A 23,289-nucleotide genomic window follows, 5' to 3' on the forward strand; every position below is an offset into this window, starting at 1 on the left:
ACCGCGCCGACGCCAACGATCAACCCCAGGAGACGACGATGACCCAGCACCCCACCCGCCCCCGCCGGTTCTCGGCCCGCCGCCGCAGCCTCGTCGCCGCGGCCCTGATCGGCGCCGTCGGCGCAACCGGCCTCGCGCAGGCGCAGACCTATCCGGATCGTTCGGTCCGGCTGATCGTCGGCTTCCCGCCGGGCACGGCGCCCGACGTCGTGGCGCGCCTCGTCGGGCAGAAGCTCGGCGAGAACCTGAAGCAGCCAATAGTCATCGACAACCGTGCCGGCGCGGGCGGCCAGATCGCCGCGCAGGCGGTCGCGAAGAGCCCGCCCGACGGCTACAACCTGCTGCTCGGCGAAGTCGGCTCGATCAGCATCGCGCCGCCGGCCTTCAGCAAGCTGCCGTACGACCCGGCCAAGGAGCTCGCGATCGTCTCCGAGGTGGCGCGCGCCGACTTCCTGCTGGTGGTGCCGGTGAATTCGCCGGTGAAGACGGTCGCCGAGTTCATCAAGGCGGCGCAGAGCCGCTCGGACCGCACCAACTTCGCGACCTTCGGTGCCGGCACCCCGGGCCACTTCGGCGCCGAGATGTTCGCCGAGGCCGGCCGCTTCAAGATCGAGCCGATCCACTATCGCTCGACCGGCGATGCGGTCACCGCGATCGTCGCCGGCGACGTGCAGGGCGCGTTCGTCACCACCGCGCTCGGCAGCGCACAGGTCAAGGGCGGCAAGGTGCGCGCGCTCGCCACCACCGCGCAGCAGCGCTCGCCGCTGCTGCCCGACGTGCCGACCTTTGCCGAGCTCGGCATGCCCAAGATCGACTTCTCGGCGTGGCTCGCGTTCTTCGTGCCCGCCGGAACGCCGGCGCCGGTGCTCGACACCCTCAACCGTCAGATCGTCGCGGCGACGCGCACGCCCGAGGTTCGTCAGAAACTCGAGGAGGCGGGCTTCTCGGTGCTCGGCACCAGCCGCGCCGATGCCGAGAAGATGGTGCGCTCGGAAGCGACGCGCTGGGCCGCGGTGGTCAAGGCGACCGGGTTCAAGGGCGAGTGACGCGCGGGGCGCCGCCGGCCCGCTCTCGGGGCGGGCGGCGCTTGCCGAGCAGGTGGCGCGTCAGACGCGCCGCTCGGGCAGCGGGATGAACTCGGTCTCGCCCGGCACCGGGTCGAAGCGCTGCGCGAGCCAGTCGGCCTCGGCCTCGCGAATGCGCTCGCGGTCGCTGGCGACGAAGTTCCACACCATGAAGCGCGGCCCGACCGACGCGCCGCCGAGCAGCACCACGTGGCCCCCGCGGGGCGACGCGAGTACTGGCGTGCGGCCGGGCGCGAGCGGCACCAGCGTCTGCGGCGGCACGTAGCTGCCGTCGAGCTCGAAGCCTTCGTCGGGGCCGTAGAGCGCGCGCTCGTCGGCGGCGTCGGGGACCACGATCTCGGCACCCGAGCCGCGCTCGAAGCCGAGGTCGACCAGCAGCGTCGGCGACCAGGTGCGAATCGGCGACTCCAGGTCGAACGCGCGCCCGACCAGCACCCGCACCGTCACGCCGTCGTCGCGGCGCTCCGGAATGTCGGCCACCGCGGCATGCTGGAACGACGGGGCCACACGCTCGTGCTCCGCCGGCAGCGCGGTCCAGAGCTGCAGGCCATGGGTGCGGCGATGCCGGTCGAGCAGGTCCTTCGGCGTGCGCTCCGAGTGCACGATGCCGCGCCCGGCGGTCATCCAGTTGAGCGCGCCCGGCTCGATGCGCTGCACCACGCCGGTCGAGTCGCGATGCATCATCGCGCCCTCGAACAGGTAGGTCACCGTCGAGAGGCCGATGTGCGGGTGCGGGCGCACGTCGTGGTTGTCGCCCGGCGCCGCGTTGATCGGCCCGAAGTGGTCGAAGAACACGAACGGGCCGACCGCGCGCCGGGATGCCGCCGGCAGCAGGCGCCGCACCGTAAATCCGCCGCCGAGGTCCTTCTGGTGCGGCTTGATGGGCGCGAACGCGGCGTCTTCGGCGCCGGGGGTGGGTGCGTCGATTGTCATCCGGCGAGTGTAGGTGCGGGTCGTAAAATCGCCGACCCACCCTGCCCCAAGGCGCGCTTTCCCATGAGTCTCAAATGCGGCATCGTCGGCCTGCCCAATGTCGGCAAGTCGACGCTTTTCAACGCGCTTACCAAGGCCGGGATCGCCGCCGAGAACTACCCGTTCTGCACGATCGAGCCGAACGTTGGCGTGGTCGAGGTGCCCGACCCGCGGCTCGCCCAGCTCGCGGCGATCGTCAAGCCCGAGCGCGTGGTGCCGGCGATCGTCGAGTTCGTCGACATCGCGGGTCTCGTGGCGGGAGCCTCCAAGGGCGAAGGGCTCGGCAACCAGTTCCTGGCTCACATCCGCGAGACCGACGCGATCGTCAACGTGGTGCGCTGCTTCGACGACGAGAACGTGGTCCACGTCGCCGGCCGCGTCGACCCGATCTCCGACATCGAGGTGATTCAGACCGAGCTGTGCCTGGCGGACCTCGCGACCGTCGAGAAGACGCTGGCGCGCCAGACCAAGGTCGCCAAGTCCGGCAACGACAAGGAGGCCAAGCGCCTCGTCGACGTGCTCGAGAAGTGCCTGCCTGCGCTCAACGACGCCAGGCCGGTGCGCACCATCGCGTTCAGCAAGGAAGAGCTTGCGGTGCTGAAGCCGCTCTGCCTGATCACCGCCAAGCCCGCGATGTTCGTCGGCAACGTCGACGAGAACGGCTTCGAGGACAACCCTCACCTCGACCGCCTGCGCGTCTACGCGGAGTCGCAGAACGCCCCGGTGGTCGCGATCTGCGCCAAGACGGAGGCCGAGCTCGCCGACATGGACGAGGCCGACCGCGCCATGTTCCTCGAGGAGATGGGGCAGAGCGAGCCCGGCCTCGACCGCCTGATCCGCGCCGCCTTCAAGCTGCTGGGCCTGCAAACCTACTTCACGGCCGGCGAGAAGGAGGTCCGCGCCTGGACCATCCACGTCGGCGACACCGCGCCGCAGGCTGCCGGCGTGATCCACACCGACTTCGAGCGCGGTTTCATCCGTGCGCAGACCATCGCCTTCGACGATTTCATCGCCTGCAAGGGCGAACAGGGCGCCAAGGAAGCGGGCAAGATGCGCGCGGAAGGCAAGGACTATCTCGTCAAGGACGGCGACGTCCTGAACTTCCTGTTCAACGTGTAGCCGCCGCACGGGTGCCGGCGGTCACCTGCCTTCGGGCGCGACGAGCGTGATCCGTCCCGAGATCGACCTCGTGCGAGGGCCGGCCGCGCCGGCCACCGCAGCCGGGCGGCGCGTCGCGAGCGCCCTGCCACCTCCTGCCGCGCCCTCCCAGGGAAGCGAGTCCGAGTGGCGCGCGCGCTGATGCCTTACGAACGGCGCCGCTGGCGTCTCGCGACCGTCGTCGCAACGGCCGCCTACCTCGTTGCCGGGGTCCTCGCCCTCGAGCTCGCCTTGCCGCCAGGGCACGCGTCGCCTCTCTTTCCTGCCGCCGGCATCGGTCTGGCCTGCGTGCTGGTCTACGGCCCGCGCATGCTGGTCGCCGTGTTCGTCGCCGCGGCGCTCGTCAACGGGGCGCGCCACGACGCGGTCGACAGCGTGCACGCGCTGCTGCCGCTTGCGGCCGCGGTCGGCGCGACGCTTCAGACCGCGTGCGTCGCCGCACTGATCCGGCGCTGGGTCAGCCAGCCGCTCACGCTGACGGCACCGAGCGACGTCGGCCGCTTCTTCCTGGCGTGCACCGTCGGAAGTTGGATCAGCGCCCTCTTCGCGACGAGCGCGCTCGCCGCGACGGGCACGCTCCGCGGCAGCGAACTGCTGCTGAACGGCGGGGTCTGGTGGGCCGGCGACCTCGCGGGGCTGCTGATCGCGACGCCGATCACGCTCACGCTGATCGGCCGGCCTCGCGGCGAGTGGGCGTCGCGGCGCCTGTCGGTCGGCCTGACGCTGACGCTGGTGACGGCCTCACTCGCGCTTGCCGTGATCCAAGTGGGCCGCTGGAACGCCGAGCGCTTCGAGCGCGGGTTCGAGCACGACGTCAACAGTGCCGCGCTCGTCCTGCGCACCCGCCTGCAGGAGCCGCTGCACGCCCTCGAGTCGCTGCAGAGCGTCGTCAACGTCTCGACCGCGCTTTCGGAGCACGCGGTCGAGCTGGCCTCGCGTAACTGGCTGCGCGGCGGCGTTCTCGGCGCGATGGGCTGGGCCGAGCGAGTGCCCGGCGACGAGGTGGCAACGTTCGAGGCGCGTGCGCGAGGCGAGGGCAACGCGGGCCTGCGGGTCTACGACCGCTTCGCCGACGCGTCGCTGCTGTCCGCGGGCAACGCGCCGGCGCGCATCCCCCCGGTTGCGCAGCGCTCCAACGGCGACATGCTGCCCGTGCGCTACGCCGAGCCGCGCGGCACGCGGCCGCAGCTGCTCGGTTTGAACGTCCTGTCGGTGAAGCCCGCCGGCGACGCCGTGGAAGCGGCGATCCGCAGCGGCATGCCCATTGCGAGCGCAGGCTTCCAGCTGCGCAGCCGTCGACCGGGCGAGCAGCGCGTCGGAGTGGCGGTCGTGCAGGCGGTCTACGCCGGCAACCCGACCAACGAAGCCGAGCGCGAGGACGCATTTCGCGGCGTCGCCTTCGTCGCGGTGCCGGTCGACACCCAGCTGGCGAGCATCGCCAACGAGCTGCCGCCGTACCTGCGCGTCTGCGTCGTCGATGCCGATGCCGAGGGCACGCCGCGGCGCCTGGCCGGTCCGCCCGGCTGCGAGACCACGCCGAGCGCGACCAGCCGGGTCAAGCCGCTGCGCTTTGCCGACCGCAACTGGGAGCTGCACGTGTCGGCGCGGCCGGGCGCCCTGCCGGTCGGCTTCGATCGCAGCGCCTGGGCCGCGGCGCTGGTCGGGCTGGTGTCGGCGACCATGCTCGGCGCCTCGCTGCTCACGGTGACCGGACGCGCGCGCCGCATCGAAAGCGCGGTGAGCGAGCGCACCGCGGCGCTGGTCAATGAGGTCGCCGAGCGCAAGGTCGCCGAGGCCGCGCTGCGCGAAAGCGAGCAGCGCTTTCGCAACATCGTGGACAACGTGCCGATCGGCGTCGTCTACAGCGACCTGCCGGGCCGGGTGATCCAGGCCAACCCGCGCTTTTGCGAGATGACCGGCTACAGCGAGGCCGAGCTGCTCGGTCTCGAGCCGCACGACTACACGCACCCCGAGGACATCGCCGAGGACGTCGAGCTGACCAGCCGGCTGGTGCTCGGCGAAATCCCGATGTACCGGCGCCAGAAGCGCTTCGTCGCCAAGGACGGCTCGCTGGTCTGGGCCCGCACCACCGTCACGCTGCTGCGCGACGCGCTCGGCCAGCCGTGGCGCATCGTCGGCGTGGTCGAGGACATCACCGAGCACCTGCGCTTGCAGGAAGCCGAGCGCGCCCGCGAGGCGGCCGAGGCGTCGAACCGCGCCAAGAGCGACTTCCTCTCGCGCATGAGCCACGAGCTGCGCACGCCGCTCAACGCGATGCTCGGCTTCGCCCAGTTGCTCGAGCTCGACCAGCGCACGCCGCTGGCGCCCGGCCAGCGCCCGTGGGTGGCGCAGATCCAGAGCGCCGGCTGGCACCTGCTCGAGATGATCAACGACGTGCTCGACCTCTCGCGCATCGAGTCGGGCAACCTGCGTCTGAAGATCGTCGCGCTCGAGGTCGAGGACCTGGTCGCATCGAGCGTCGCCATGGTGTCGGGCGACGCCGAGAAGCGCGGCATCGCCATCACGCGCGAGTTCGACCCCGGCCGCAGCCGGCTGCTCGGCGACGCCACCCGGGTCAAGCAGATCCTCACCAACCTGCTGAGCAATGCGGTCAAGTACAACGTCGACGGCGGCCGCATCCACGTGGCCGGCCGTGGCGCCGGCGGCATGGTCGAGGTCGCGATCAGCGACAGCGGGCTCGGCATGACGCCGGCGCAGGTCGGCGAGCTGTTCCAGCCGTTCAACCGGCTCGGCCGCGAGAAGACGGCGCTGCAGGGCACCGGCATCGGGCTCGTCATCAGCCAGCGCCTCGCCGAACTGATGGGCGGCTCGATCCGCGCGGCGAGCGCGCCCGGCGAGGGCTCGTCGTTCGTGCTCGCGCTGCCGGGGGCCGCGCAGTCGCTGCTCGCCGACTCGCTCGAGGACGCGCTGGCGAGCGCATCCGCCGAGTACCACCGTCGCGTCGTCCACTACATCGAGGACAACGAAACCAACGTCGAAGTGATGCGCGGCGTGCTCGCGCAGCGACCGCAGATCGACATGACGGTGTCGACGACAGGGCGGGAGGGCCTCGCGGTGGTGCGCGCCACGCGTCCGGACCTGATCCTCCTCGACATGCATCTGCCGGACGCCAACGGCCTCGACCTGCTGAGGGAGCTGCGTGCCGACCCGGCGACCTCGACGGTGCCGGTCGTCGTGGTGTCGGCCGACGCGCTGACGCAGCAGATCGCCGATGCGCTCGCGGCCGGCGCCGCGCACTACCTCACCAAGCCCGTCAACGTCGGCGAGCTGCTCGGCGTGGTCGATGAGCTGCTCGGTGCCATGGAGACGACGTTCCATTAGGGAACTCACTCCCGTGCAGTCAGTCTGACGGGCCTGCGCGTGGCAGCAATCACTTCAGCGGGACGATTGGGCCAAACAATCAAAGCGACAGCCATTCGTTAAGCACTCTCGGGACCCGAGTGCTAATATCTGACGGAACTAAAGGGGTTTCCCTAGGTCAGAACCGCCATGAACAACACAAGCACTGCTGTCGCCCTCCGCGATCCGTGGGCGATGCTCCCGTCACTGGGGAATCTGGACGCATACATCGCGGCCGCGAACCGGGTGCCGCTGCTGACTCACGCCGAGGAAGTCGATGCGGCGCGGCGCCTGCGCGACCACGGCGACCTCGAAGCGGCGAGCCGTCTCGTGCTGTCGCACCTGCGCCTGGTGGTGTCGATCTCGCGCAAGTACCTGGGCTACGGCTTGCCGCACGGCGACCTGATCCAGGAGGGCAACGTCGGTCTGATGAAGGCCGTCAAGCGCTTCGACCCCGATCAGGGCGTTCGCCTGGTCAGCTACGCGATCCACTGGATCAAGGCCGAGATCCACGAGTACATCCTGAAGAACTGGCGCATGGTCAAGGTCGCGACGACCAAGGCCCAGCGCAAGCTGTTCTTCAACCTGCGCTCGCTCAAGCAGAGCCTGAAGGACGAAGCCGCCGAGGCCGACACGCACCGCTCGACGCTCACGCCGGCTGAGGTCGACTCGCTGGCGGAGACGCTGAGCGTCAAGCGCGAGGAAGTCCTCGAGATGGAGACGCGCCTCTCGGGAGGCGACGTCGCGCTCGACCCGCAGACCGACGACAGCGAGGAGAGCTACGCCCCGATCGCCTACCTGGCGGACGAGGCGACCGAGCCGACCCGCGTGATCGAGTCGAAGGCCCGCGACTGGCTGGCGGGCGACGGCATCGCACTCGCGCTCGACTCGCTCGACGCACGCAGCCGCCGCATCGTCGAGGAGCGCTGGCTCAACGTGCGCGACGACAACTCGGGCGGCATGACGCTGCACGAACTCGCGGGCGAGTACGGCGTGAGCGCCGAACGGATCCGCCAGATCGAGGTCGCGGCCATGAAGAAGATGCGCAAGGCGCTCGCCGAGGTCGCCTGATCGGGGGGCTGCGCGCGTGGACAAACGGCCCCTGCGGGGGCCGTTATCAATGGTGCCGGAAGGTCGTGAGGCGACCGAGCGGAGGTCAGCTCGACGCCAGCAGCGCCTTCAGATCGGCGGTGAGGGCCTCGGCACCGCGGCCGTAGCTCTCGAAAAGGCGCGCGCGGCCCTGTGGGTCGAACACGAACGATGCCGCGGTGTGGTCGACGCTGTAGCTTCCCGGCGTCTTGCCGGGAACCTTGCCGTAGAAGATCTTGAACTCCTTGGCCACCGCTGCGGTCTGCTCGGGCGTACCGCGCAGGGCGACGAAGTCGGGCCCGAAGTTGGTCACGTAGCGCTGCAGCACCTCGGGCGTGTCGCGCTCGGGATCGAGTGTGACGAAGACGACCTGCAGCCGGCCGCCGTCGGCGCCGAGCGCCTGGCGCACCTGGGCCAGCTCGGCCATCGTCGTCGGGCACACGTCGGGGCAGTTGGTGAAGCCGAAGAACACGACCACGACCTTGCCCTTCCAGTCGGCCAGCGTGCGCACCTTGCCGGACGCATCGGGGAGCTCGAGCCGACGCGCGAACTCGGCGCCGGTGATGTCGGTGCCGTTGAACTGCGGCGCGCGCGCGGCGCCGAGGCGGTCGCACCCGCTCGCGACGGCTGCCGCCGCGACGGTCAGACCCAGCAGGAGGTGTCGTAGATGGCTTCGCACAGGACGGGTGCCGCGTAGTGGTCGAGCAGGAGCGCGGCGAACAGCAGCGCGAGGTAGACGATCGAGAAGCGGAACATGCGCCGCGCGAGCGGTTCCGAGTAGGCCCGCCAGAGCCGCCACGCGTACGCGGTGAACATGCTGCCCAGCACGCATGCCGCGGCCAGGTAGATCGCGCCGCTCATGCCGTAGACGAAGGGCAGCAGGCTCGCCGCGAACAGGATCAGCGTGTAGAGCAGCACGTGCAGCCGCGTGTAGTCGGAGCCGTGCGTGATCGGCAGCATCGGCAGGCCCGAACGCCGGTAGTCCTCGGCGCGGTAGAGCGCGAGTGCCCAGAAGTGCGGCGGCGTCCAAAGGAAGATGATCAGGCACAGGATCAGCGCCTCGGGCCCGACCTCGCCGCGGATCGCGGCCCAGCCGAGCACCGGCGGCATCGCGCCCGACGCGCCCCCGATCACGATGTTCTGCGGCGTGCGCGGCTTCAGCACCACGGTGTAGATCACTGCATAGCCGACGAAGGTGGCGAACGTGAGCCACATGGTCAGCGGGTTGACGAACACCCACAGCAGCGCACTGCCGACGACGCACAGCAGCACCGAGAAGGCGAGCGCCTGACCGGTGGTGAGCTCGCCGGTCGCGGTGGCGCGGCGCCGGGTGCGCGCCATCGTCGCGTCGATGCGCTGCTCGACGAGGCAGTTGAATGCGGCGGCAGCCGCCGCCACCAGCCAGATGCCGGCGACCCCGGCCAGCGCCGGCTGCCAGTCGGGCAGCCCGGGGCTCGCGAGCAGCATGCCGATCGCCGCGCAGAACACGATCAGTTGCACCACGCGCGGCTTGGTCAGCACGACGTACTGACGCGCGCGCGAGGGCATCGACAGCGCCGCGGCGCGGGAGGCGACGGTCTCGGTCATGGTCGAGGCGGATGATTCCACGATTCGGTCAGCGCGCCGGTTGGGTGGAGACCCTGTGCGCAGCAGGTGCCGGCGACGCCACGCTCGCCGTCACCCGCGACTGGCGCACCAGCAGGATCGCGAGCAGTGCGACAAGCGCCGTCGCCCCTCCGGTGTGGCCCACCGCCGCCAGCAGCGGCCAGCTCAGCACGAAGTTGCCGACCCCGGTCGCGAGCTGCCAGCCGGCAATGGCCACGATCCCGCCGGCGAAGCGGCGCGCGGCGCGGTCGCCGGTCGCGCGCAGCCGCCACGCCAGCAGCATCAGCGCCGGCAGCACGATCAGCGCGCCGATGCGGTGCGTGACGTGGATGGCGGTGAGTGCCTCGAAGGGCAGGAAGTCGCCATCGCCCGAGCGCCCGAGCTCACGGCGCAGCGTGAACGCTTCCTGCATGTTCATCGGCGGCGACCACGAGCCGAGGCACGAGGGAAAGTCGCTGCCGCAGGCGAGCACCGCGTAGTTGGTGCTGACCCAGCCGCCGAGCGCGACCTGGACCAGCGTCAGCACGCCGACCGCGACCAGCCCGGCGCGCAGCGCCGGCGACACGGCGAGCGGCTCCAGCCGGTACTGCTCGCTCTGCGCGGCGAGCAGAGCCACCAGCAGCACGCCGCCGAGCAGGTGCGCGGTGACGACCAGCGGGTAGAGCTTCCACGTCACGGTCCAGGCGCCGAACGCGCCCTGCAGCGCGACCCAGAACAGCGTCAGCGTCGGCCACCACGGCGAGACGCCGATCGGATGGCGGCGCGCCGAGAACCAGCTGAAGCCGGCAATCGCCGCGATCAGCGCGCCAACCGCAGTCGCCATGTAGCGGTGCGCCATTTCGATCCACGCTTTCGAGCGCGTCACCGGGCCGTCGGGGCTCAGCGTCGCCGCCGCGTCGATGTGGTTGATGGCGCCGAGCGGGCTCGCGTGGCCGTAGCAGCCCGGCCAGTCGGGGCAGCCGAGGCCGGAATCCGAGAGGCGCGTGTAGGCGCCGAGCAGGACGAGGTCGAAGGTGAGGAACAGCGTGACCAGCGTCAGCGCGCGCAGCACCGAGCGGCGTTCGGCTGAGCGGTGGCGCCGCCAGACCGAGACGATCGGGATGCAGGCGAGCGCGAGGCCGAGCGCGAGGATCGCGGCGGCGGGCCCGAAGTCGTACGACGGCGGCGCGAGGTTCACGTCAGCGGCCCTCGCGGTCCCAGCTCGACGACGCGCGGAGCAGGCGCTGCAGGTCGCGCTTGACCTTGTTCGGGTCGGCATCGATCGGCTCGCGCATCATCCAGTTGCCCATCGGGTCGACGATGTAGAGGTGCTCGTCGAGCGAATGACCGGCCGCGGGCGCGAGCCAGCGCGCCAGCGCCTCCCGCGGCGCGCGCAGCACCGTCGCCGGCACGCCGGCGCGTACCGCGGCGAGCGTTTCGGGACGCGGCGCCGCAGCGTCGGCGATCAGCCAGACCTTGTCGATGCGGCCGGCATCGGGGCCGGCCATCTCTCGCAGCTGGCGCTGCACCCAGAGGTGGCGCTCGCAGCGCGCGTCGCACGCCGCGTCGGACACCACGACGAGCAGCCACTGGTCCTTCAGCGTGGTCGCCGGAACCGCGCGCCCGTCGAGATCGCGCAGCACCAGGTCGGCCGGCAGGGCGCGCGGCGGCACGATCAGCTCGCCGTAGTTGGTGCGGGCGTCGGGACGGATCACGAAGTACGCAAGGTACGACGCGATCACCGGTGCCGCGCAGATCAGCAGCACCAACGCCATCTGCAGCCGGCCCCCGGCGGTGCGCTGCGCCATTGCGTCGGCCTCGACCGACGGAGCGGCATGCACGCTGAAACTCAGCAGCGGGCCCGGATCAGGCGCGTGCGCGCCGCCGGGGCCTGACGAGTTGGAACCAGACATAGAGTCCTGCGGCGAGCGCGCTGAGGGCGAACCACTGCGCGGCGTAGCCATGGTGTTTGTCGACATCGGTGACGGGCAGCGACCACTGGCGCTTGAGACCGTCACTCGGCGTCGAGGTGCTGTCGAGTTGCCACACCGACAGCGGGAGCAGGCGCAGCGAGGTTTCGCCGGCGAACTGCGCGAGGTCGAGATTTTGACGGATCACCCCGCTCGCGACCCCAGCGAAGTCGTAAAGCCGTGCCGGCGGTGGTGCAACGCGCCCGCTGAGGGTCACCGTACCGGCGGGCGTCGGCACCGGCGGCACGGCTGCCCGGTCGGCGAAGTTGCGCGCGACCCAGCCGCGCTGCACCAGCACCGCGTCGCCGCTCGCCAGCAGGAGCGGGGTCACGACGAAGAAGCCGGGCACACCGTTCAGCTGCCGGTTCTCGAGGTAGATCGTGTGTTCGGGCACCCAGCGGCCCTCGAGCTGCACGGGCCGATAGTGCTGCGCGGCCGCTCCGAGCGGATCGTGGGCCAGCTCGGCGGTGCGCAGCGGCGGCAGGGCGGCGCGTGCGGTCAGCAGCTCGTGAAGCGCGGTCTTCTGCGCCGCGCGATCGAGCTGCCAGATGCCCAGGCGCGCGGTGAGCGCGACCACCAGCACGGTCGCGACCAGCACGGTCCAACGCCGCCAGCGTGGCTCGGGGGTGCTCAAGCCGCTTCCGACCGCGCGAGGCGGCGGCGCCGATAATCCGGCCGCATGAAGATCATCGTCGGCCTCGCGTTCGTCGCCATCCTCGCTGCGCTCGGAACTGCCGGCTTCTTCATGCTGCGCGGCGGCGGCGAAGGCTCCAAGGGCGGCCACATGATGCGCGCGCTCGCCGTCCGCGTCGGCCTGTCGATCCTGCTGGTGCTGTGCATCCTCGCCGCGTATGCACTCGGCTGGATCCAGCCGAGCGGCATTCCGCTGGGCCGCTGACCCAACGAACAGGCGGCGCCCCAGGCGCCGCCAGCGAAGACGGCGCGGCGCGCAGCGCCGCGCCGGATCAAAGCCAGTAGACGACGATGTACAGGCCGAGCCAGACGACGTCGACGAAGTGCCAGTACCAGGCCGCGCCCTCGAAGCCGAAGTGACGCTCGGGGGTGAAGTGCCCCCGCATCAGCCGGATCGTGATGAACAGCAGCATCAGCATGCCGACCAGCACGTGGAAGCCGTGGAAGCCGGTGAGCATGTAGAACGTCGAACCGTACGGACCCGAGCTGAGCTTGAGGTTGAGCTCGCTGTAGGCGTGGAAGTACTCGTAGGCCTGCAGGCTCAGGAACAGGATGCCGAGCAGCACCGTGAACCACATCCAGGTGACGGCGCGGGCGCGCCGGTTGGCGATCAGCGCGTGGTGCGCGATGGTGAGCGTGACGCCCGACGACAGCAGCAGCAGCGTGTTGATGGTCGGGATCGGCCACGGGCCCATGGTCGCGAACGCCTCGATGGTCTTGCCCGGCGAAGCGGTGTAACCCGGCGCGGCCGACGGCCAGACCGCCTTGAAGTCGGGCCAGAGCACCGCGCTGTCGAGGCCGCCGAGCGTCGGCAGCGTGATCACCCGCATGTAGAACAGCGCGCCGAAGAACGCGCTGAAGAACATCACCTCCGAGAAGATGAACCAGCTCATGCTCCAGCGGAACGAGACGTCGATGCGCTTGCTGTAGAGGCCGCCCTCGCTCTCGCCGACCGAGTCGCGGAACCACTGGAACAGCACCCAGGCCCAGAACAGGAGACCGGCGAGCACGAGCCATCCGGCCCAGCCGGCGCCGTTGACCCAGCGGCTGGCGCCGAAGATCACCAGCAGCATCGAGAAGGCCAGCATCGCCGGATGACGCGACGGCGATGGAATGAAATAGTGGGGCTGGGTCTGCGTCAGGGCCGACATGGTTGCTCCTGGGACGGGGTTCGAAGGGGGACCGGCGACGGGCGCGACGGAAGGTTGAGGATCTGGAACGTGGACGGTGCGGTCAGCGGGCGACTCCGCTCGACAGCACGAAGTTGACGAGGAGTACCAGCACTAGCACGAACAGCGCAGCACCGATCAACCCGGCCACGACGACGTGCACGGGGTTGATCGGGTTCGACTCGTCCTTGTGGGTCGCCGACTTGCCGACGCCGAAGAACGCCCACGGAACGGTGGCCATGGTGCCGAGGAAGGACTTGCGGCGCGGCGTGGGCGTGCGGGCGCCCGAATCGGCCGACGTGTCGGCCGGCTGCCCGTGCGGGTGATCGGCGGTCACGACGGTGCTCCCGCCGGCGCCGGGACGTTGGTGCGTGCCGCCTGGTCGGGCGCCGGCGGCACCTTGCCGCCGACCTCGAAGAACGTGTACGACAGCGTGATCGTGCGCACGTCGCGCGGCAGCTTGTTGTCGACGACGAAGGTGACCGGCCACTGGCGCGACTCGCCCGGCTTGAGCGTGTGCTCCGAAAAGCAGAAGCACTCGAGCTTGTTGAAGTGCGAGCCAGCCTGCAGCGGCGCGTAGCTCGGGATCGCCTGCGCGACCATCGTGCGGTCCTGCGGGTTGCGGAACTCGTAGATCACGGTGGCGAGTTCGCCCGGATGCACGTCGAGCGTGCGTTGCGCGGGCTTGAACTCCCATGGGCCGCGCGCATTCGCGTCGAATTCGATCGTCACCGTGCGGGTGGCGTCGACCTGCCCGTTCACCGGCTGGCGGCTGCCGAACTTGGTGATCTCGGCGACCGACAGCACGTTGATCCCGAGCGCATTGCAGACCGCCCGATAGATCGGCACCAGCGCATAGCCGAAGCCGAACATCAGGACGGTGATGACGACCAGCTTCGTGAAGATGCGCCGGTTGTCGGACCGGAGGATCGAGTCAGCCCGGGCGGCCGGGTCAGGGCGAGTCATGGCGGTTCGAGGCAGGCCGGCTCACGACGCGAGCCAGACGCCTTTGGCGATGAAGCCGAGGAACAGCACGAGCGCGATCGACGCCAGGATCAGGCCCAGCCGCAGATTGCTCTTGCGCTGCTCGTCGGTCTTCACGCGGCGGCTCCCGGCAGGACCTTGGTCGCCGACGCGTTCAGGCGCGGCGGCGTTTCGAAGGTGTGGAACGGCGCCGGCGACGGCACTTCCCACTCGAGGCCTTCGGCACCGTCCCACGGGCGCTGCGGAGCCGGAGCGCCGCGGCCGCGCATCGCCGGCAGAATGACGGCGACCAGGAAGTACACCTGCGACAGACCGAAGCCGAAGGCACCGATCGTCGAGAGCATGTTGAAGTCGGTGAACTGCAGCGGGTAGTCGGCATAGCGGCGCGGCATGCCGGCCAGACCGAGGAAGTGCTGCGGGAAGAAGGCGACGTTAAAGAAGACGATCGAAGTCCAGAAGTGGATCTTGCCGCGCGTCTCGGAGTACATGACGCCGGTCCACTTGGGTGCCCAGTAGTAGAAGCCGGAGAACATCGCGAACAGCGAGCCGGCGACCAGCACGTAGTGGAAGTGGGCGACGACGTAGTACGTGTCCTGCAGCTGGATGTCGATCGGCGCGACCGAGAGGATGAGGCCGGTGAAGCCGCCCATGGTGAACACGAAGATGAAGCCGACGGCCCACAGCATGGGCGTCTCGAACGTCATCGAGCCGCGCCACATGGTGGCGATCCAGTTGAACACCTTCACGCCCGTCGGCACCGCGATCAGCATGGTCGCGTACATGAAGAAGAGCTGGCCCGTCACCGGCATGCCGGTGGTGAACATGTGATGCGCCCACACGATGAACGACAGCACGGCGATCGACGCCGTGGCGTAGACCATGGAGGTGTAGCCGAACAGGCGCTTGCGCGAGAACGCAGGAATGACGGCGCTGATGATCCCGAACGCCGGCAGGATCATGATGTAGACCTCGGGGTGCCCGAAGAACCAGAAGATGTGCTGGTACATGATCGGGTCGCCACCGCCGGCCGGGTTGAAGAAGCTGGTCCCGAAGTGGCGGTCGGTCAGGGTCATCGTGATCGCACCCGCGAGCACCGGCATCACGGCGATCAGCAGGTAGGCGGTGATCAGCCAGGTCCAGCAGAAGAGCGGCATCTTCATCAGCGTCATGCCGGGCGCGCGCATGTTCAGCACCGTGACGATGATGTTGATCGAGCCCATGATCGAGCTCGCGCCCATGATGTGCAGCGCGAAGATCGCCGAGTCCATCGACGGCCCCATCTGCAGGGTCAGCGGCGCATAGATCGTCCAGCCTGCCGCCGGGGCACCGCCCGGGAAGAAGAACGACGTCGCGAGCATGAGCGCCGCCGGGATCAGCAGCCAGAAGCTCAGGTTGTTCATCCGCGCGAACGCCATGTCGCCGGCGCCGATCTGCAGCGGGATCATCCAGTTCGCGAAGCCGACGAACGCCGGCATGATCGCGCCGAACACCATCACGAGCCCGTGCATGGTGACAAGCTGGTTGTAGAGGTGCGGGTTGACGAGCTGCAGGCCGGGCTGGAACAGCTCGGCGCGGATCGCCAGGGCGAGCACGCCGCCCAGCATGAACATGGTGAACGAGAACAACAGGTACATCGTGCCGATGTCCTTGTGGTTCGTCGCATAGACCCAGCGCCGCCAGCCGGTCGGGGCGTGGTGGTCGTGGTCGTGGTCGTGTGCGTGATCGTGCGGCGCAGGGTGACTGCCCGGATGACCGATGACTGCGCTCATGGCGTGCGTTCCTTGCTGTGTACTCGTTTACTTGCGGAGCGCGGCGACTTCCGCCGGCTGCACGATCTGCCCGGTCGCGTTCGACCAGTGGTTCTTGGTGTACGTGACGACGGCGGCGATCTCGGTGTCGTTCAGCTGCTTCCAGGCCGGCATCGCGCCGTTGTTCTGGCCGTGCAGCACCACGAGCACCTGCTTGGACTTGTCGGCGTCGAGGACCACCGGGCTCGCGTCGAGCGCCTTGATCGCGCCGCCGCCCTTGCCGTTGGCCTGGTGGCAGACCTGGCAGTTGGCCGCGTAGACCTGCGCGCCGCGCGCCTGCAGCCCGGCGAGGTCCCACACCTTCGACGGGTCGTCGGCCGCGGCCGCGGCCTCCTTGCGCTTGGTATCGACCCACGCGGTGTACGCCTGCTGGGACAGCACCTTGACGTGGATCGGCATGTACGCGTGCTCCTTGCCGCAGAGCTCGTAGCACTGGCCGTAGTAGTCGCCTTCCTTCTCGGCGCGGAACCACGTGTCGCGCACGAAGCCGGGGATCGCATCCTGCTTGACGCCGAGCGACGGCACGCCGAACGCGTGGATCACGTCGTTGGCCGTGGTGATGACGCGGACCTTGCGGCCGACCGGCACCACCAGCGGGTTGTCGACCCGGAACAGGTAGTCGTCGATGTTCGACGGCCGGCCCGAATCGGACATTGCGCGGTGCGTCGGGTCGAGCGTCGACAGGAACGAGATGCCGGCGCCTTCGCCGCTCAGGTAGTCGTAGCCCCACTTCCACTGGATGCCGGTCGCCTTGACGGTGAGGTCGGGCGCGGTGGTGTCCTTCATCTCGACGACGGTCTTGGTCGCGGGCAGCGCCATGCCGATCACGATGAGGAACGGCACCACCGTCCAGATGACCTCGACCGTCGTGCTCTCGTGGAAGTTGGCGGCGCGCGCTCCCTTCGACCGGCGGTGCTTGAAGATCGAATAGAACATCACGCCGAACACGCCGATGAAGATCACGATGCAGATCAACATGACGAAGTTGTGCAGCCATTGCTGCTCGACCGCGATGCGCGAGAACGGCGTCGGGAAGCCGTGCTGATTGTTCGCCGGGCCGCCGGGCAGGTCGTTGGCGGCCTGCGCCGCCATGGCGGCAAGGCTCGCGACGACGGCAGGGCCGAGGCGGCCCAGGTGTTTCGCGAGCTTCGTCATCGTCTTCATGTTGGGCATTCGGGTGATTCGATTGATCTCGGTGCGTGCCGTGCGCGCTCAGCAGGCGGCGCGTGATTCGTATTGCCAGCGCCGCAACGCCCAGCGCAGCTCGCTGGCGAAGGCGCGACGGTGCTCGGGGCGGATGAAGCGGCCGATCGTGATGCGACGGCCACGATCCGACAGCTCGATCCACGAGCGGTCACCGTGCTCCGGCTCGACGCGCACCCAGTTCGGCGACAGCTCGACCGCCACCGTGTGCAGGCCGATGGTGCACTCGACGGTGAGCACGTCGGTTGCGAGACGCACGCGCTCGCGATCGGTGGCGTGGCGCGCATAGACGAGGAGCGCCGCGCCGACCGACAGGATCTCGATGCCGGCAAACGGCATCACGAGGGGTGCGCCGCGCACCCAGAAGAACGTGGCGATCGCGAGCGACAGCGCGCTCAGCGACAGATAGAACATGAGCAGCTGGCGCGGCGCGATCGAGCAGTTGCGCTTGAGCAGCCACTCGACCGAGCCATCGCCCGATGCCGACTCGCGCCCGAACCGCAGCGGCGCCGGCGCCGGCGCGAAGCCGCGGGGAGCGTGGGAACTGAGTGCTGACATCGCCGCTGGACTGGACCTGAGGGAGCAACGCTGCGACGAGCGCAGCACGGCCTCGGGTCGAAGCGACCCTCGGACAAGACCCGCGATTTTAGCGTACCCGCTCAGCGTCGGCCGGCCCGCACCATTGCCCGCATGTCGTCGAGCGACACGGTGGTGGGCGCGCCGGCCGCGAGGCGCGGTGCGCCCTTGAAGCCGTGCCCGTACGCGACCTCGAATGCGAGCGTGATCGCGCCATCGCCGTCGCGGCGCTGTTCGAGCGCATCGGCGAGGCGCGCACGCCAGCGCGGCGTGCGCAGACCGGCGAAGCGATCCGGCGCGACATTGCCGCCGAGCGCGCGCAGGTCGGAGAGCAGGCGCTCGCTGCTGGCCCAGCGGATCGTCAGCGTCTCCTGGTCGAGCACCGGATCCGCGAAGCCCGCCTCGACCATCATGTCGCCGAGATCGTGCATGTCGATGAAGCCGAGCGTCGGCGCTCCCCAGCCGAGTTCGGCGTAGAGCTCGCGCAGCGTCTGCAGCGTCGCCGGCCCGAGGCACGAGAACATCGCGAAACCGTCGACCGCGAGCAGCGCATGCCAGCGCGCGAAGAGCGCCGGCGGATCCTCGACGGCATGCAGCACCAGATTGGCCCAGACGAGCTGTGCGGGGCCGGCGACTTCGTTCTCGGCGCACGCTTGCGGGCCGCTGCGACGCAGGTTCGGCTTCCACCACGGCCGTACCTGTGCGCGACGGGCCCGCGCGAGCCACTCGGGTGTGGGCTCGACCGCCACGCGCTGAGCGTCCGGATACGCGCTGGCGAGGACCTCGGCGCTCGCCCCGAGCCCGCCCCACCAGTCGACGATGCGCTGGGGCTTGAGGCGGATCACCTGCAGGCGTTCGCCCATGCGGCGCGCGACCTCGGACTGGAGCCAGGGCGGCGACTCGACGCGCGCGAGGCGACGCCGCTGGGCTTCGACCGCACGGGCATCGATGCGAGCACGCCGAGCGGGCGCTGCACCGGGGTCCGCGCTCGCGAGGCCACGCTCGCCAGCCCGGCCCGCGTCAGGCTCGGCCATCGCGGGCTCGGGTCGAAGGCAGCATCGGGCCAGTATATTGACCCGGTGCCGAACCCGTCCGCTGCCGCCGCCCGCCCCTTCGGCTCGCGCTGGCGGCTGCCGACGCTCTGCGAGGTTTGCCGCGACTGGGCCGACGAGCGCGTCTGCGACGCCTGCGAGGCGCGGTTCGCGCCCGCACGGCACGCCTGCCCGCGCTGCGCGCTCGACCGCGTCGGCGGCAACGGTTCGGCGCCGGCAGACAACGCCCCCGAGCCGCCCTGCGCCGCTTGTGCGGTCGACCCGCCGCCGTTCGAGCGCACTTGGGCCGCCTTCGCGTACGGCGCGCCCTGGGACCGCCTGATCGCGCGCTTCAAGTTCCATGACGCGCTCGAGCTCGCGCCGGCGTTCGCGCGCCTCATGCAGCGGAGCCTGGAGCGCGAGATCGATGCGGCGACGCTGCTGATCCCGGTGCCGCTCGGTGCCGCGCGCCTGCGCGAACGCGGCTACAACCAGGCCTGGGAGCTGGCGCGCCGGATCGCACGCGCGACCGGCTGCCGCGCCGACGCCGCGACCCTGCTGCGCGTCAACGACAACCCCCACCAGCTCGCCCTGCCGCGCGCCGAGCGCGCCGCCAACGTGCGCGGCGCGTTCGCGGTCGACCCCGGGCGGCGCAGTGCGCTTGCCGGCCGCGACGTCGTCCTCGTCGACGACGTGATGACGACCGGAGCGACCGCGGCCGAAGCGACACGCGAGCTGCTGCGCAGCGGCGCCCGGCGCGTGCGCGTCGCGGTGCTCGCGCGCACGCCGCGTCCGGGCGACTGAAGCCCTCGCCCGTTGCCATGTTCAACATCGTCCTCGTCCATCCGGAGATCCCGCCCAACACCGGCAACGTGATCCGACTCGCCGCCAACACCGGCTGCGCGCTGCATCTGGTGGAGCCGCTCGGCTTCTCGATGGACGACCGCCTGCTGCGGCGCGCCGGGCTCGACTATCACGAGTACGCCGAGGTGCGTCGGCACGCATCGTGGGGCGAGTTCCTCGCGAGCGCGAATCCGCAGCCGGCGCGCCTGTTCGCGTTCACGACCCGGGCCGAGCGTCGCTTCGACGCGGTGGCATGGCAACCTGGCGACTGGCTGGTCTTCGGCTCCGAGACGGCGGGCCTGCCGGCGGCGATCCGCGATGCCCTTGCCGACGGGCAGCGCCTGCGCCTGCCGATGCGAGCCGGCCAGCGCAGCCTCAACCTCAGCAACGCGGTGGCGGTGGCGGTGTTCGAGGCGTGGCGGCAGGCGGGCTACGCCGGCGGCAGCTGACACGGCGACGAGTCGCTGCCGCCTTCGGGATCCCTGCAACGCGCCGGGCCGAGCGGGCCACGCGCACCCCGATCGGCCGACGTCCGGGTGCGCGATGCGCTCCGCGGCCGCCGCGCAACGCTCAACCCTCCGCGCGCACCTCGCGCTGCATCAGCTCGTCGAGCGCGTCGGCCGGATTCACCGCGCCGTCGAGCACCCGCACCACCGCTTCGGTGATCGGCATCTCGACGCCGAGGTCGCGCGCACGGCGCAGCACCATCGGCGCACTGCTGACGCCCTCGGCGACGTGACCGAGGTCGGCGAGGATTTCCGAAAGGCGTCGACCGCCGGCAAGGGCGATCCCGACCTGACGATTGCGCGAGAGGTCGCCGGTCGCGGTGAGGACCAGATCGCCGAGCCCCGAGAGGCCCATGAAGGTCGCCGGCCGGGCGCCGAGGGCGACGCCGAGCCGCGTCATTTCGGCCAGGCCCCGGGTGACGAGTGCGGCGCGAGCGTTCAGGCCGAGCTGCATGCCGTCGGCGATGCCGGTCGCGATCGCGAGCACGTTCTTGACCGCGCCGCCGACTTCGACGCCGACCGGATCGCTCGAGGTGTAGATGCGCAGCGCCGCGCCGTGCAGCGCGTCGACGACCGCGGACGCCAGCGCGGGGTCGCTGCTCGCCGCGACCAGCGCGGTCGGCTGGCCGCGTGCGACCTCGAGCGCGAAGCTCGGGCCGGAGAGCACGCCGAACGGACGCGTGTAGCCGAGATCGCGCGCGACTTCATGGCCCAGGCGCCCGCCGGGCTGCCCGAAACCCTTGCTCAGCCAGACGAGCCGGGCGGCGCGGTTGCCGATGCGTTGCAGCATCTCGGCGAGCGCCGCCATCGGTGTCGCGACGACGACGAGGCCGTCCGCCGCATGGGCGAGCGCGGCGTCGAGGTCGGAGCCGACCTCGAGTGCCGACGGCAGCGCCACCTCGGCAAGGTAGCGCGGGTTGCGGCCCAGCGCGCGCATCTGCGCCGCCTGCTGCGGGTCGCGCGCCCACAGCCGGGTCGGCTGGCGCGCGGCTGCGTGGGACGCGAGTGCGGTGCCCCAGGCGCCTGCGCCGAGGACCGCGACGTTCATCAGGCGTTCGCGGCGCCCGACCCGTTGGTCATGATGATCCCGCTCGCGGCACCCTGCTGTTGCTGCTGGGCGAGCTGGGCTTCGTACATGGCCTGGAAGTTGACCTCCGACAGCACCACCGGCGGGAAGCCGGCGCGCGTGCAGATGTCGGAGACGATCGCGCGCAGGTACGGATAGATGATGCCCGGGCAGGCGATGCCGATGATCGGCTGCAGCTGGTCGTCGGGAATGTTGCGGATCTCGAAGATGCCGCCCTGCTTGGCCTCGACCAGGAACAGCACCTTGTCGTTGACCTTGGTCGTGACGGTCGCGGTCACCGTGACCTCGTACATGCCCTCGCCGACGCCCTGCGCGCCGAGCGCGAGGTTGATCTCGACCTGCGGCTGGCCCTGCTCGAGCAGCACCTGCGGCGAGTTCGGCTGCTCGAGCGACAGATCCTTCAGGTAGATGCGCTGGATCTGGAAAGTGGGGTTGTTCTGGGTGTCGTCAGCCATGGGGGTCTCGATGCAGGTGGGACGGGCAGGCCCCGGCTGCGCGATGCACGCGGAGGGTCGTCCGTGAGGGGAGTGCGGAGCCGGGCGGGCTCGCCCGGCGCGGGATTATCGCGTGCCGGCGAGCAGCGGAACGAGCTCGCCGCGGCGGTCGAGCGCGACCAGATCGTCGCAGCCGCCGACGTGGGTGTCCCCGATGAAGATCTGCGGCACCGTGTAGCGGCGCGTCAGCTGGACCATGGTCGCGCGCTGCTCCGGGTGCTGGTCGATCCGGATGTCGTCGATCGACTCGACGCCACGCTCGCGCAGCAGCGCCTTCGCGCGAATGCAGTAGGGGCAGCTGCCCGTGCTGAACATCTTGACCGGTTGCATACGGCGATCTCCGTCAGGCCGTCTTCTCGACGGGCAGGTTGGCGGCGCGCCAGGCCGCAAGGCCACCGGCGAGCGCGCGGGCGTTCTCGAAACCGAGCTTCTTGAGCACCGCCACCGCCCCGGGTGCGCGCGTGCCGGTACGGCACACCACCACCACCGGCAGCGCCTTGTTCTTGGGCAGATCGCGCGACGTCTCGAGCGTCGAGAGCGGAACGCTCCTGGCGCCGACCGGGTGCGCCGCCGCGTAGTCGGCCGGCTCGCTGATGTCGATCAGCACGGCGCGCTCGCGGTTGATGAGCTGCACCGCGTCGGCCGCGCTCACCGCGGCACCGCCGGCGCCCTGCGTCAGCATGGGCCAGATCAGGAGCCCGCCCGAGACCAGCGCCACGGCGAAGAGATACCAGTTCTCGAGGAAGAAGCTCACGGGCGGCAGTCGAGGAAGCGCGAAGCCCGCGATTATAGAATTCCGCTCCCGTCGCGCTGCCCGGCCGGGCATTGCCGTCCGCAGGGCCTCCTTCCTCCCTTTCCCCTCTTCACATGCACAAGCTCGTCCTGCTGCGCCACGGCGAATCGACCTGGAACCTCGAGAACCGGTTCACCGGCTGGACCGACGTCGACCTGACGCCGACCGGCGTCGAGCAGGCGCGCGCCGCTGGGCAGTGGCTCAAGGCCGCCGGCTTCGACTTCGACGCCGCGTACACGTCGGTCCTCAAGCGCGCGATCTGGACGCTCTGGCACGCGCTCGACGGCATGGACCGCACCTGGCTGCCGGTCACCGCCGACTGGCACCTCAACGAGCGCCACTATGGCGCGCTGCAGGGCCTGAACAAGGCCGAGACGGCGCGCGAGTACGGCGATGCCCAGGTGCTGGCGTGGCGGCGCAGCTACGACACGCCGCCGCCGGCGCTGGAGCCGGGCGACGCGCGCAGCGAGCGCGGCGACATCCGCTACGCGCGCCTCTCGCCCGAGCAGATCCCGCTCACCGAATGCCTGAAGGACACCGTCGAGCGCGTGCTGCCGTACTGGGACGCCGAGATCGCGCCGGCTATCAGCAGCGGCAGGCGCCTGCTGATCGCCGCCCACGGCAACAGCATCCGCGCGCTCGTGAAGTACCTCGACAAGGTGTCCGACAGCGACATCGTCGGCCTCAACATCCCGAACGGCATCCCGCTCGTCTACGAGCTCGACGCCGAGCTGCAACCGATCCGCAGCTACTACCTCGACGAAGCCGCCGTCGCTGCGGCTCGGGGGGGCGCCGCGGCTCAGCCGGCGCGCTGAGGCGCCGCGCCTCGGCGGCGCGACACGATCCGAACGCCCGCTGTCGCGGGCGTTCGCGCATCCGGAGCG

The 23,289-nt window shown here is 70.4% G+C and carries 26 protein-coding genes; 8 read left to right on the forward strand and 18 right to left on the reverse strand.

Going from position 1 to position 23,289, the window contains the following annotated elements; translation table 11 throughout:
• Positions 1 to 38 precede the first annotated feature (38 nt).
• Positions 39 to 1,046 carry a Bug family tripartite tricarboxylate transporter substrate binding protein gene (locus tag HQN59_RS14750; RefSeq protein ID WP_176069862.1) on the forward strand — a complete coding sequence of 336 codons (1,008 nt, stop codon included), beginning with the start codon at positions 39 to 41 and terminating at the stop codon, positions 1,044 to 1,046.
• A gap of 60 nt (positions 1,047 to 1,106) precedes the next feature.
• Here the strand turns inward: HQN59_RS14750 and HQN59_RS14755 are convergent, their stop codons facing one another.
• The gene (locus tag HQN59_RS14755) at positions 1,107 to 2,018 is read right to left on the reverse strand and encodes a pirin family protein (protein WP_176069863.1); all 912 of its coding nucleotides are present in this window, start codon (positions 2,016 to 2,018) and stop codon (positions 1,107 to 1,109) included.
• Between the two features lie 63 nt (positions 2,019 to 2,081).
• Here HQN59_RS14755 and ychF point away from each other — a divergent pair, with 63 nt between their 5' ends.
• The 3 genes from ychF (at position 2,082) to rpoH (ending at position 7,646) form a co-directional block, all read left to right on the forward strand.
• Positions 2,082 to 3,176, forward strand: a complete 1,095-nt coding sequence (ychF, locus tag HQN59_RS14760; RefSeq protein WP_176069864.1) for a redox-regulated ATPase YchF — start codon at positions 2,082 to 2,084, stop codon at positions 3,174 to 3,176.
• A 180-nt stretch (positions 3,177 to 3,356) separates the two neighbouring features.
• Positions 3,357 to 6,557, forward strand: coding sequence for a PAS domain S-box protein (locus HQN59_RS14765; RefSeq protein WP_176069865.1), 3,201 nt, complete (start codon positions 3,357 to 3,359; stop codon positions 6,555 to 6,557).
• Between the two features lie 168 nt (positions 6,558 to 6,725).
• The gene (gene rpoH / locus HQN59_RS14770) at positions 6,726 to 7,646 is read left to right on the forward strand and encodes an RNA polymerase sigma factor RpoH (RefSeq protein ID WP_176069866.1); all 921 of its coding nucleotides are present in this window, start codon (positions 6,726 to 6,728) and stop codon (positions 7,644 to 7,646) included.
• 85 nt (positions 7,647 to 7,731) lie between these two features.
• Here rpoH and HQN59_RS14775 read toward each other — a convergent pair whose 3' ends face one another.
• The 5 genes from HQN59_RS14775 to HQN59_RS14795 are packed head-to-tail and all read right to left on the reverse strand — an operon-like array spanning position 7,732 to position 11,852.
• Complete coding sequence (locus HQN59_RS14775; protein WP_176069867.1) at positions 7,732 to 8,343, reverse strand: SCO family protein; 612 nt, start codon at positions 8,341 to 8,343, stop codon at positions 7,732 to 7,734.
• Entirely contained in the window at positions 8,307 to 9,251 is a 945-nt protein-coding gene (gene cyoE, locus HQN59_RS14780; protein WP_176069868.1) for a heme o synthase, read from the reverse strand. Before cyoE ends, HQN59_RS14775 begins: the two co-directional genes overlap by 37 nt.
• 28 nt (positions 9,252 to 9,279) lie before the next feature.
• Positions 9,280 to 10,446 (reverse strand): COX15/CtaA family protein, encoded by a 1,167-nt coding sequence (locus tag HQN59_RS14785; protein WP_342451211.1) that lies wholly within the window; start codon positions 10,444 to 10,446, stop codon positions 9,280 to 9,282.
• A gap of 1 nt (position 10,447) precedes the next feature.
• Positions 10,448 to 11,161, reverse strand: coding sequence for an SCO family protein (locus HQN59_RS14790; protein ID WP_176069870.1), 714 nt, complete (start codon positions 11,159 to 11,161; stop codon positions 10,448 to 10,450).
• Positions 11,115 to 11,852, reverse strand: coding sequence for an SURF1 family protein (locus HQN59_RS14795; protein WP_217704137.1), 738 nt, complete (start codon positions 11,850 to 11,852; stop codon positions 11,115 to 11,117). Before HQN59_RS14795 ends, HQN59_RS14790 begins: the two co-directional genes overlap by 47 nt.
• A gap of 45 nt (positions 11,853 to 11,897) precedes the next feature.
• Between HQN59_RS14795 and HQN59_RS14800 the strand changes: the two genes are divergently transcribed.
• On the forward strand, positions 11,898 to 12,116 hold the full coding sequence (locus HQN59_RS14800) for a twin transmembrane helix small protein (RefSeq protein WP_176069872.1): 219 nt from the start codon (positions 11,898 to 11,900) through the stop codon (positions 12,114 to 12,116).
• Between the two features lie 67 nt (positions 12,117 to 12,183).
• On the opposite strand, the gene HQN59_RS14805 is transcribed toward HQN59_RS14800, so the two are convergent.
• From HQN59_RS14805 to HQN59_RS14835, 8 genes are all read right to left on the reverse strand, one after another.
• Positions 12,184 to 13,062, reverse strand: a complete 879-nt coding sequence (locus HQN59_RS14805) for a cytochrome c oxidase subunit 3 (protein ID WP_176069873.1) — start codon at positions 13,060 to 13,062, stop codon at positions 12,184 to 12,186.
• A gap of 82 nt (positions 13,063 to 13,144) precedes the next feature.
• Complete coding sequence (locus HQN59_RS14810; RefSeq protein WP_342451212.1) at positions 13,145 to 13,417, reverse strand: DUF2970 domain-containing protein; 273 nt, start codon at positions 13,415 to 13,417, stop codon at positions 13,145 to 13,147.
• A complete protein-coding gene (locus HQN59_RS14815) occupies positions 13,414 to 14,046 on the reverse strand; it encodes a cytochrome c oxidase assembly protein (protein ID WP_176069874.1) in 633 nt (210 codons plus the stop codon). Before HQN59_RS14815 ends, HQN59_RS14810 begins: the two co-directional genes overlap by 4 nt.
• Positions 14,047 to 14,067: 21 nt before the next feature.
• Positions 14,068 to 14,181, reverse strand: coding sequence for a cytochrome oxidase small assembly protein (locus HQN59_RS25815; RefSeq protein WP_342451213.1), 114 nt, complete (start codon positions 14,179 to 14,181; stop codon positions 14,068 to 14,070).
• Entirely contained in the window at positions 14,178 to 15,833 is a 1,656-nt protein-coding gene (ctaD, locus tag HQN59_RS14820) for a cytochrome c oxidase subunit I (protein WP_176069875.1), read from the reverse strand. The genes HQN59_RS25815 and ctaD overlap by 4 nt, the downstream gene beginning before the upstream one ends.
• A gap of 27 nt (positions 15,834 to 15,860) precedes the next feature.
• A complete protein-coding gene (coxB, locus tag HQN59_RS14825; RefSeq protein WP_176069876.1) occupies positions 15,861 to 17,036 on the reverse strand; it encodes a cytochrome c oxidase subunit II in 1,176 nt (391 codons plus the stop codon).
• A gap of 48 nt (positions 17,037 to 17,084) precedes the next feature.
• Complete coding sequence (locus HQN59_RS14830) at positions 17,085 to 17,633, reverse strand: DUF2244 domain-containing protein (RefSeq protein WP_176069877.1); 549 nt, start codon at positions 17,631 to 17,633, stop codon at positions 17,085 to 17,087.
• Between the two features lie 101 nt (positions 17,634 to 17,734).
• Positions 17,735 to 18,685: a class I SAM-dependent methyltransferase gene (locus HQN59_RS14835; protein ID WP_246294919.1), complete on the reverse strand. Its 951-nt coding sequence runs from the start codon at positions 18,683 to 18,685 to the stop codon at positions 17,735 to 17,737.
• Between the two features lie 45 nt (positions 18,686 to 18,730).
• Between HQN59_RS14835 and HQN59_RS26830 the strand changes: the two genes are divergently transcribed.
• Together HQN59_RS26830 and trmL are read left to right on the forward strand one after the other, a co-directional pair.
• Positions 18,731 to 19,486: a phosphoribosyltransferase family protein gene (locus tag HQN59_RS26830; RefSeq protein WP_176069878.1), complete on the forward strand. Its 756-nt coding sequence runs from the start codon at positions 18,731 to 18,733 to the stop codon at positions 19,484 to 19,486.
• Between the two features lie 17 nt (positions 19,487 to 19,503).
• Positions 19,504 to 19,974 (forward strand): tRNA (uridine(34)/cytosine(34)/5-carboxymethylaminomethyluridine(34)-2'-O)-methyltransferase TrmL, encoded by a 471-nt coding sequence (trmL, locus tag HQN59_RS14845; RefSeq protein WP_176069879.1) that lies wholly within the window; start codon positions 19,504 to 19,506, stop codon positions 19,972 to 19,974.
• A 121-nt stretch (positions 19,975 to 20,095) separates the two neighbouring features.
• Here trmL and HQN59_RS14850 read toward each other — a convergent pair whose 3' ends face one another.
• The 4 genes from HQN59_RS14850 to HQN59_RS14865 form a co-directional block, all read right to left on the reverse strand.
• Complete coding sequence (locus HQN59_RS14850) at positions 20,096 to 21,079, reverse strand: NAD(P)H-dependent glycerol-3-phosphate dehydrogenase (RefSeq protein ID WP_176069880.1); 984 nt, start codon at positions 21,077 to 21,079, stop codon at positions 20,096 to 20,098.
• A complete protein-coding gene (gene secB, locus HQN59_RS14855; RefSeq protein ID WP_176069881.1) occupies positions 21,079 to 21,573 on the reverse strand; it encodes a protein-export chaperone SecB in 495 nt (164 codons plus the stop codon). The genes HQN59_RS14850 and secB overlap by 1 nt, the downstream gene beginning before the upstream one ends.
• Before the next feature lie 105 nt (positions 21,574 to 21,678).
• On the reverse strand, positions 21,679 to 21,942 hold the full coding sequence (gene grxC / locus HQN59_RS14860) for a glutaredoxin 3 (RefSeq protein WP_176069882.1): 264 nt from the start codon (positions 21,940 to 21,942) through the stop codon (positions 21,679 to 21,681).
• Between the two features lie 13 nt (positions 21,943 to 21,955).
• Positions 21,956 to 22,366 (reverse strand): rhodanese-like domain-containing protein, encoded by a 411-nt coding sequence (locus HQN59_RS14865; RefSeq protein ID WP_176069883.1) that lies wholly within the window; start codon positions 22,364 to 22,366, stop codon positions 21,956 to 21,958.
• Between the two features lie 113 nt (positions 22,367 to 22,479).
• On the opposite strand from HQN59_RS14865, the gene gpmA reads away from it, so the two are divergent.
• On the forward strand, positions 22,480 to 23,220 hold the full coding sequence (gene gpmA, locus HQN59_RS14870) for a 2,3-diphosphoglycerate-dependent phosphoglycerate mutase (protein WP_176069884.1): 741 nt from the start codon (positions 22,480 to 22,482) through the stop codon (positions 23,218 to 23,220).
• The last annotated feature ends 69 nt before the right edge of the window (positions 23,221 to 23,289 follow it).

It is taken from the genome of Rhizobacter koreensis, assembly GCF_013366375.1.
GTDB classification, from domain to species: Bacteria; Pseudomonadota; Gammaproteobacteria; order Burkholderiales; family Burkholderiaceae_C; genus Schlegelella_A; species Schlegelella_A koreensis.

What these genes read in the sequence shown, in the direction of transcription:
- HQN59_RS14755 (WP_176069863.1), bottom strand. Translation starts at nt 2,018, where the DNA reads ATGACAATCGACGCACCCACCCCCGGCGCCGAAGACGCCGCGTTCGCG.
- HQN59_RS14765 (WP_176069865.1), top strand. Translation starts at nt 3,357, where the DNA reads ATGCCTTACGAACGGCGCCGCTGGCGTCTCGCGACCGTCGTCGCAACG.
- HQN59_RS14815 (WP_176069874.1), bottom strand. Translation starts at nt 14,046, where the DNA reads ATGACTCGCCCTGACCCGGCCGCCCGGGCTGACTCGATCCTCCGGTCC.
- HQN59_RS14835 (WP_246294919.1), bottom strand. Translation starts at nt 18,685, where the DNA reads ATGGCCGAGCCTGACGCGGGCCGGGCTGGCGAGCGTGGCCTCGCGAGC.
- trmL (WP_176069879.1), top strand. Translation starts at nt 19,504, where the DNA reads ATGTTCAACATCGTCCTCGTCCATCCGGAGATCCCGCCCAACACCGGC.
- HQN59_RS14805 (WP_176069873.1), bottom strand. Translation starts at nt 13,062, where the DNA reads ATGTCGGCCCTGACGCAGACCCAGCCCCACTATTTCATTCCATCGCCG.
- gpmA (WP_176069884.1), top strand. Translation starts at nt 22,480, where the DNA reads ATGCACAAGCTCGTCCTGCTGCGCCACGGCGAATCGACCTGGAACCTC.
- HQN59_RS14800 (WP_176069872.1), top strand. Translation starts at nt 11,898, where the DNA reads ATGAAGATCATCGTCGGCCTCGCGTTCGTCGCCATCCTCGCTGCGCTC.
- coxB (WP_176069876.1), bottom strand. Translation starts at nt 17,036, where the DNA reads ATGAAGACGATGACGAAGCTCGCGAAACACCTGGGCCGCCTCGGCCCT.
- cyoE (WP_176069868.1), bottom strand. Translation starts at nt 9,251, where the DNA reads ATGACCGAGACCGTCGCCTCCCGCGCCGCGGCGCTGTCGATGCCCTCG.
- HQN59_RS14750 (WP_176069862.1), top strand. Translation starts at nt 39, where the DNA reads ATGACCCAGCACCCCACCCGCCCCCGCCGGTTCTCGGCCCGCCGCCGC.
- HQN59_RS14850 (WP_176069880.1), bottom strand. Translation starts at nt 21,079, where the DNA reads ATGAACGTCGCGGTCCTCGGCGCAGGCGCCTGGGGCACCGCACTCGCG.
- rpoH (WP_176069866.1), top strand. Translation starts at nt 6,726, where the DNA reads ATGAACAACACAAGCACTGCTGTCGCCCTCCGCGATCCGTGGGCGATG.
- secB (WP_176069881.1), bottom strand. Translation starts at nt 21,573, where the DNA reads ATGGCTGACGACACCCAGAACAACCCCACTTTCCAGATCCAGCGCATC.
- HQN59_RS14830 (WP_176069877.1), bottom strand. Translation starts at nt 17,633, where the DNA reads ATGTCAGCACTCAGTTCCCACGCTCCCCGCGGCTTCGCGCCGGCGCCG.
- grxC (WP_176069882.1), bottom strand. Translation starts at nt 21,942, where the DNA reads ATGCAACCGGTCAAGATGTTCAGCACGGGCAGCTGCCCCTACTGCATT.
- ctaD (WP_176069875.1), bottom strand. Translation starts at nt 15,833, where the DNA reads ATGAGCGCAGTCATCGGTCATCCGGGCAGTCACCCTGCGCCGCACGAT.
- HQN59_RS14790 (WP_176069870.1), bottom strand. Translation starts at nt 11,161, where the DNA reads ATGTCTGGTTCCAACTCGTCAGGCCCCGGCGGCGCGCACGCGCCTGAT.
- ychF (WP_176069864.1), top strand. Translation starts at nt 2,082, where the DNA reads ATGAGTCTCAAATGCGGCATCGTCGGCCTGCCCAATGTCGGCAAGTCG.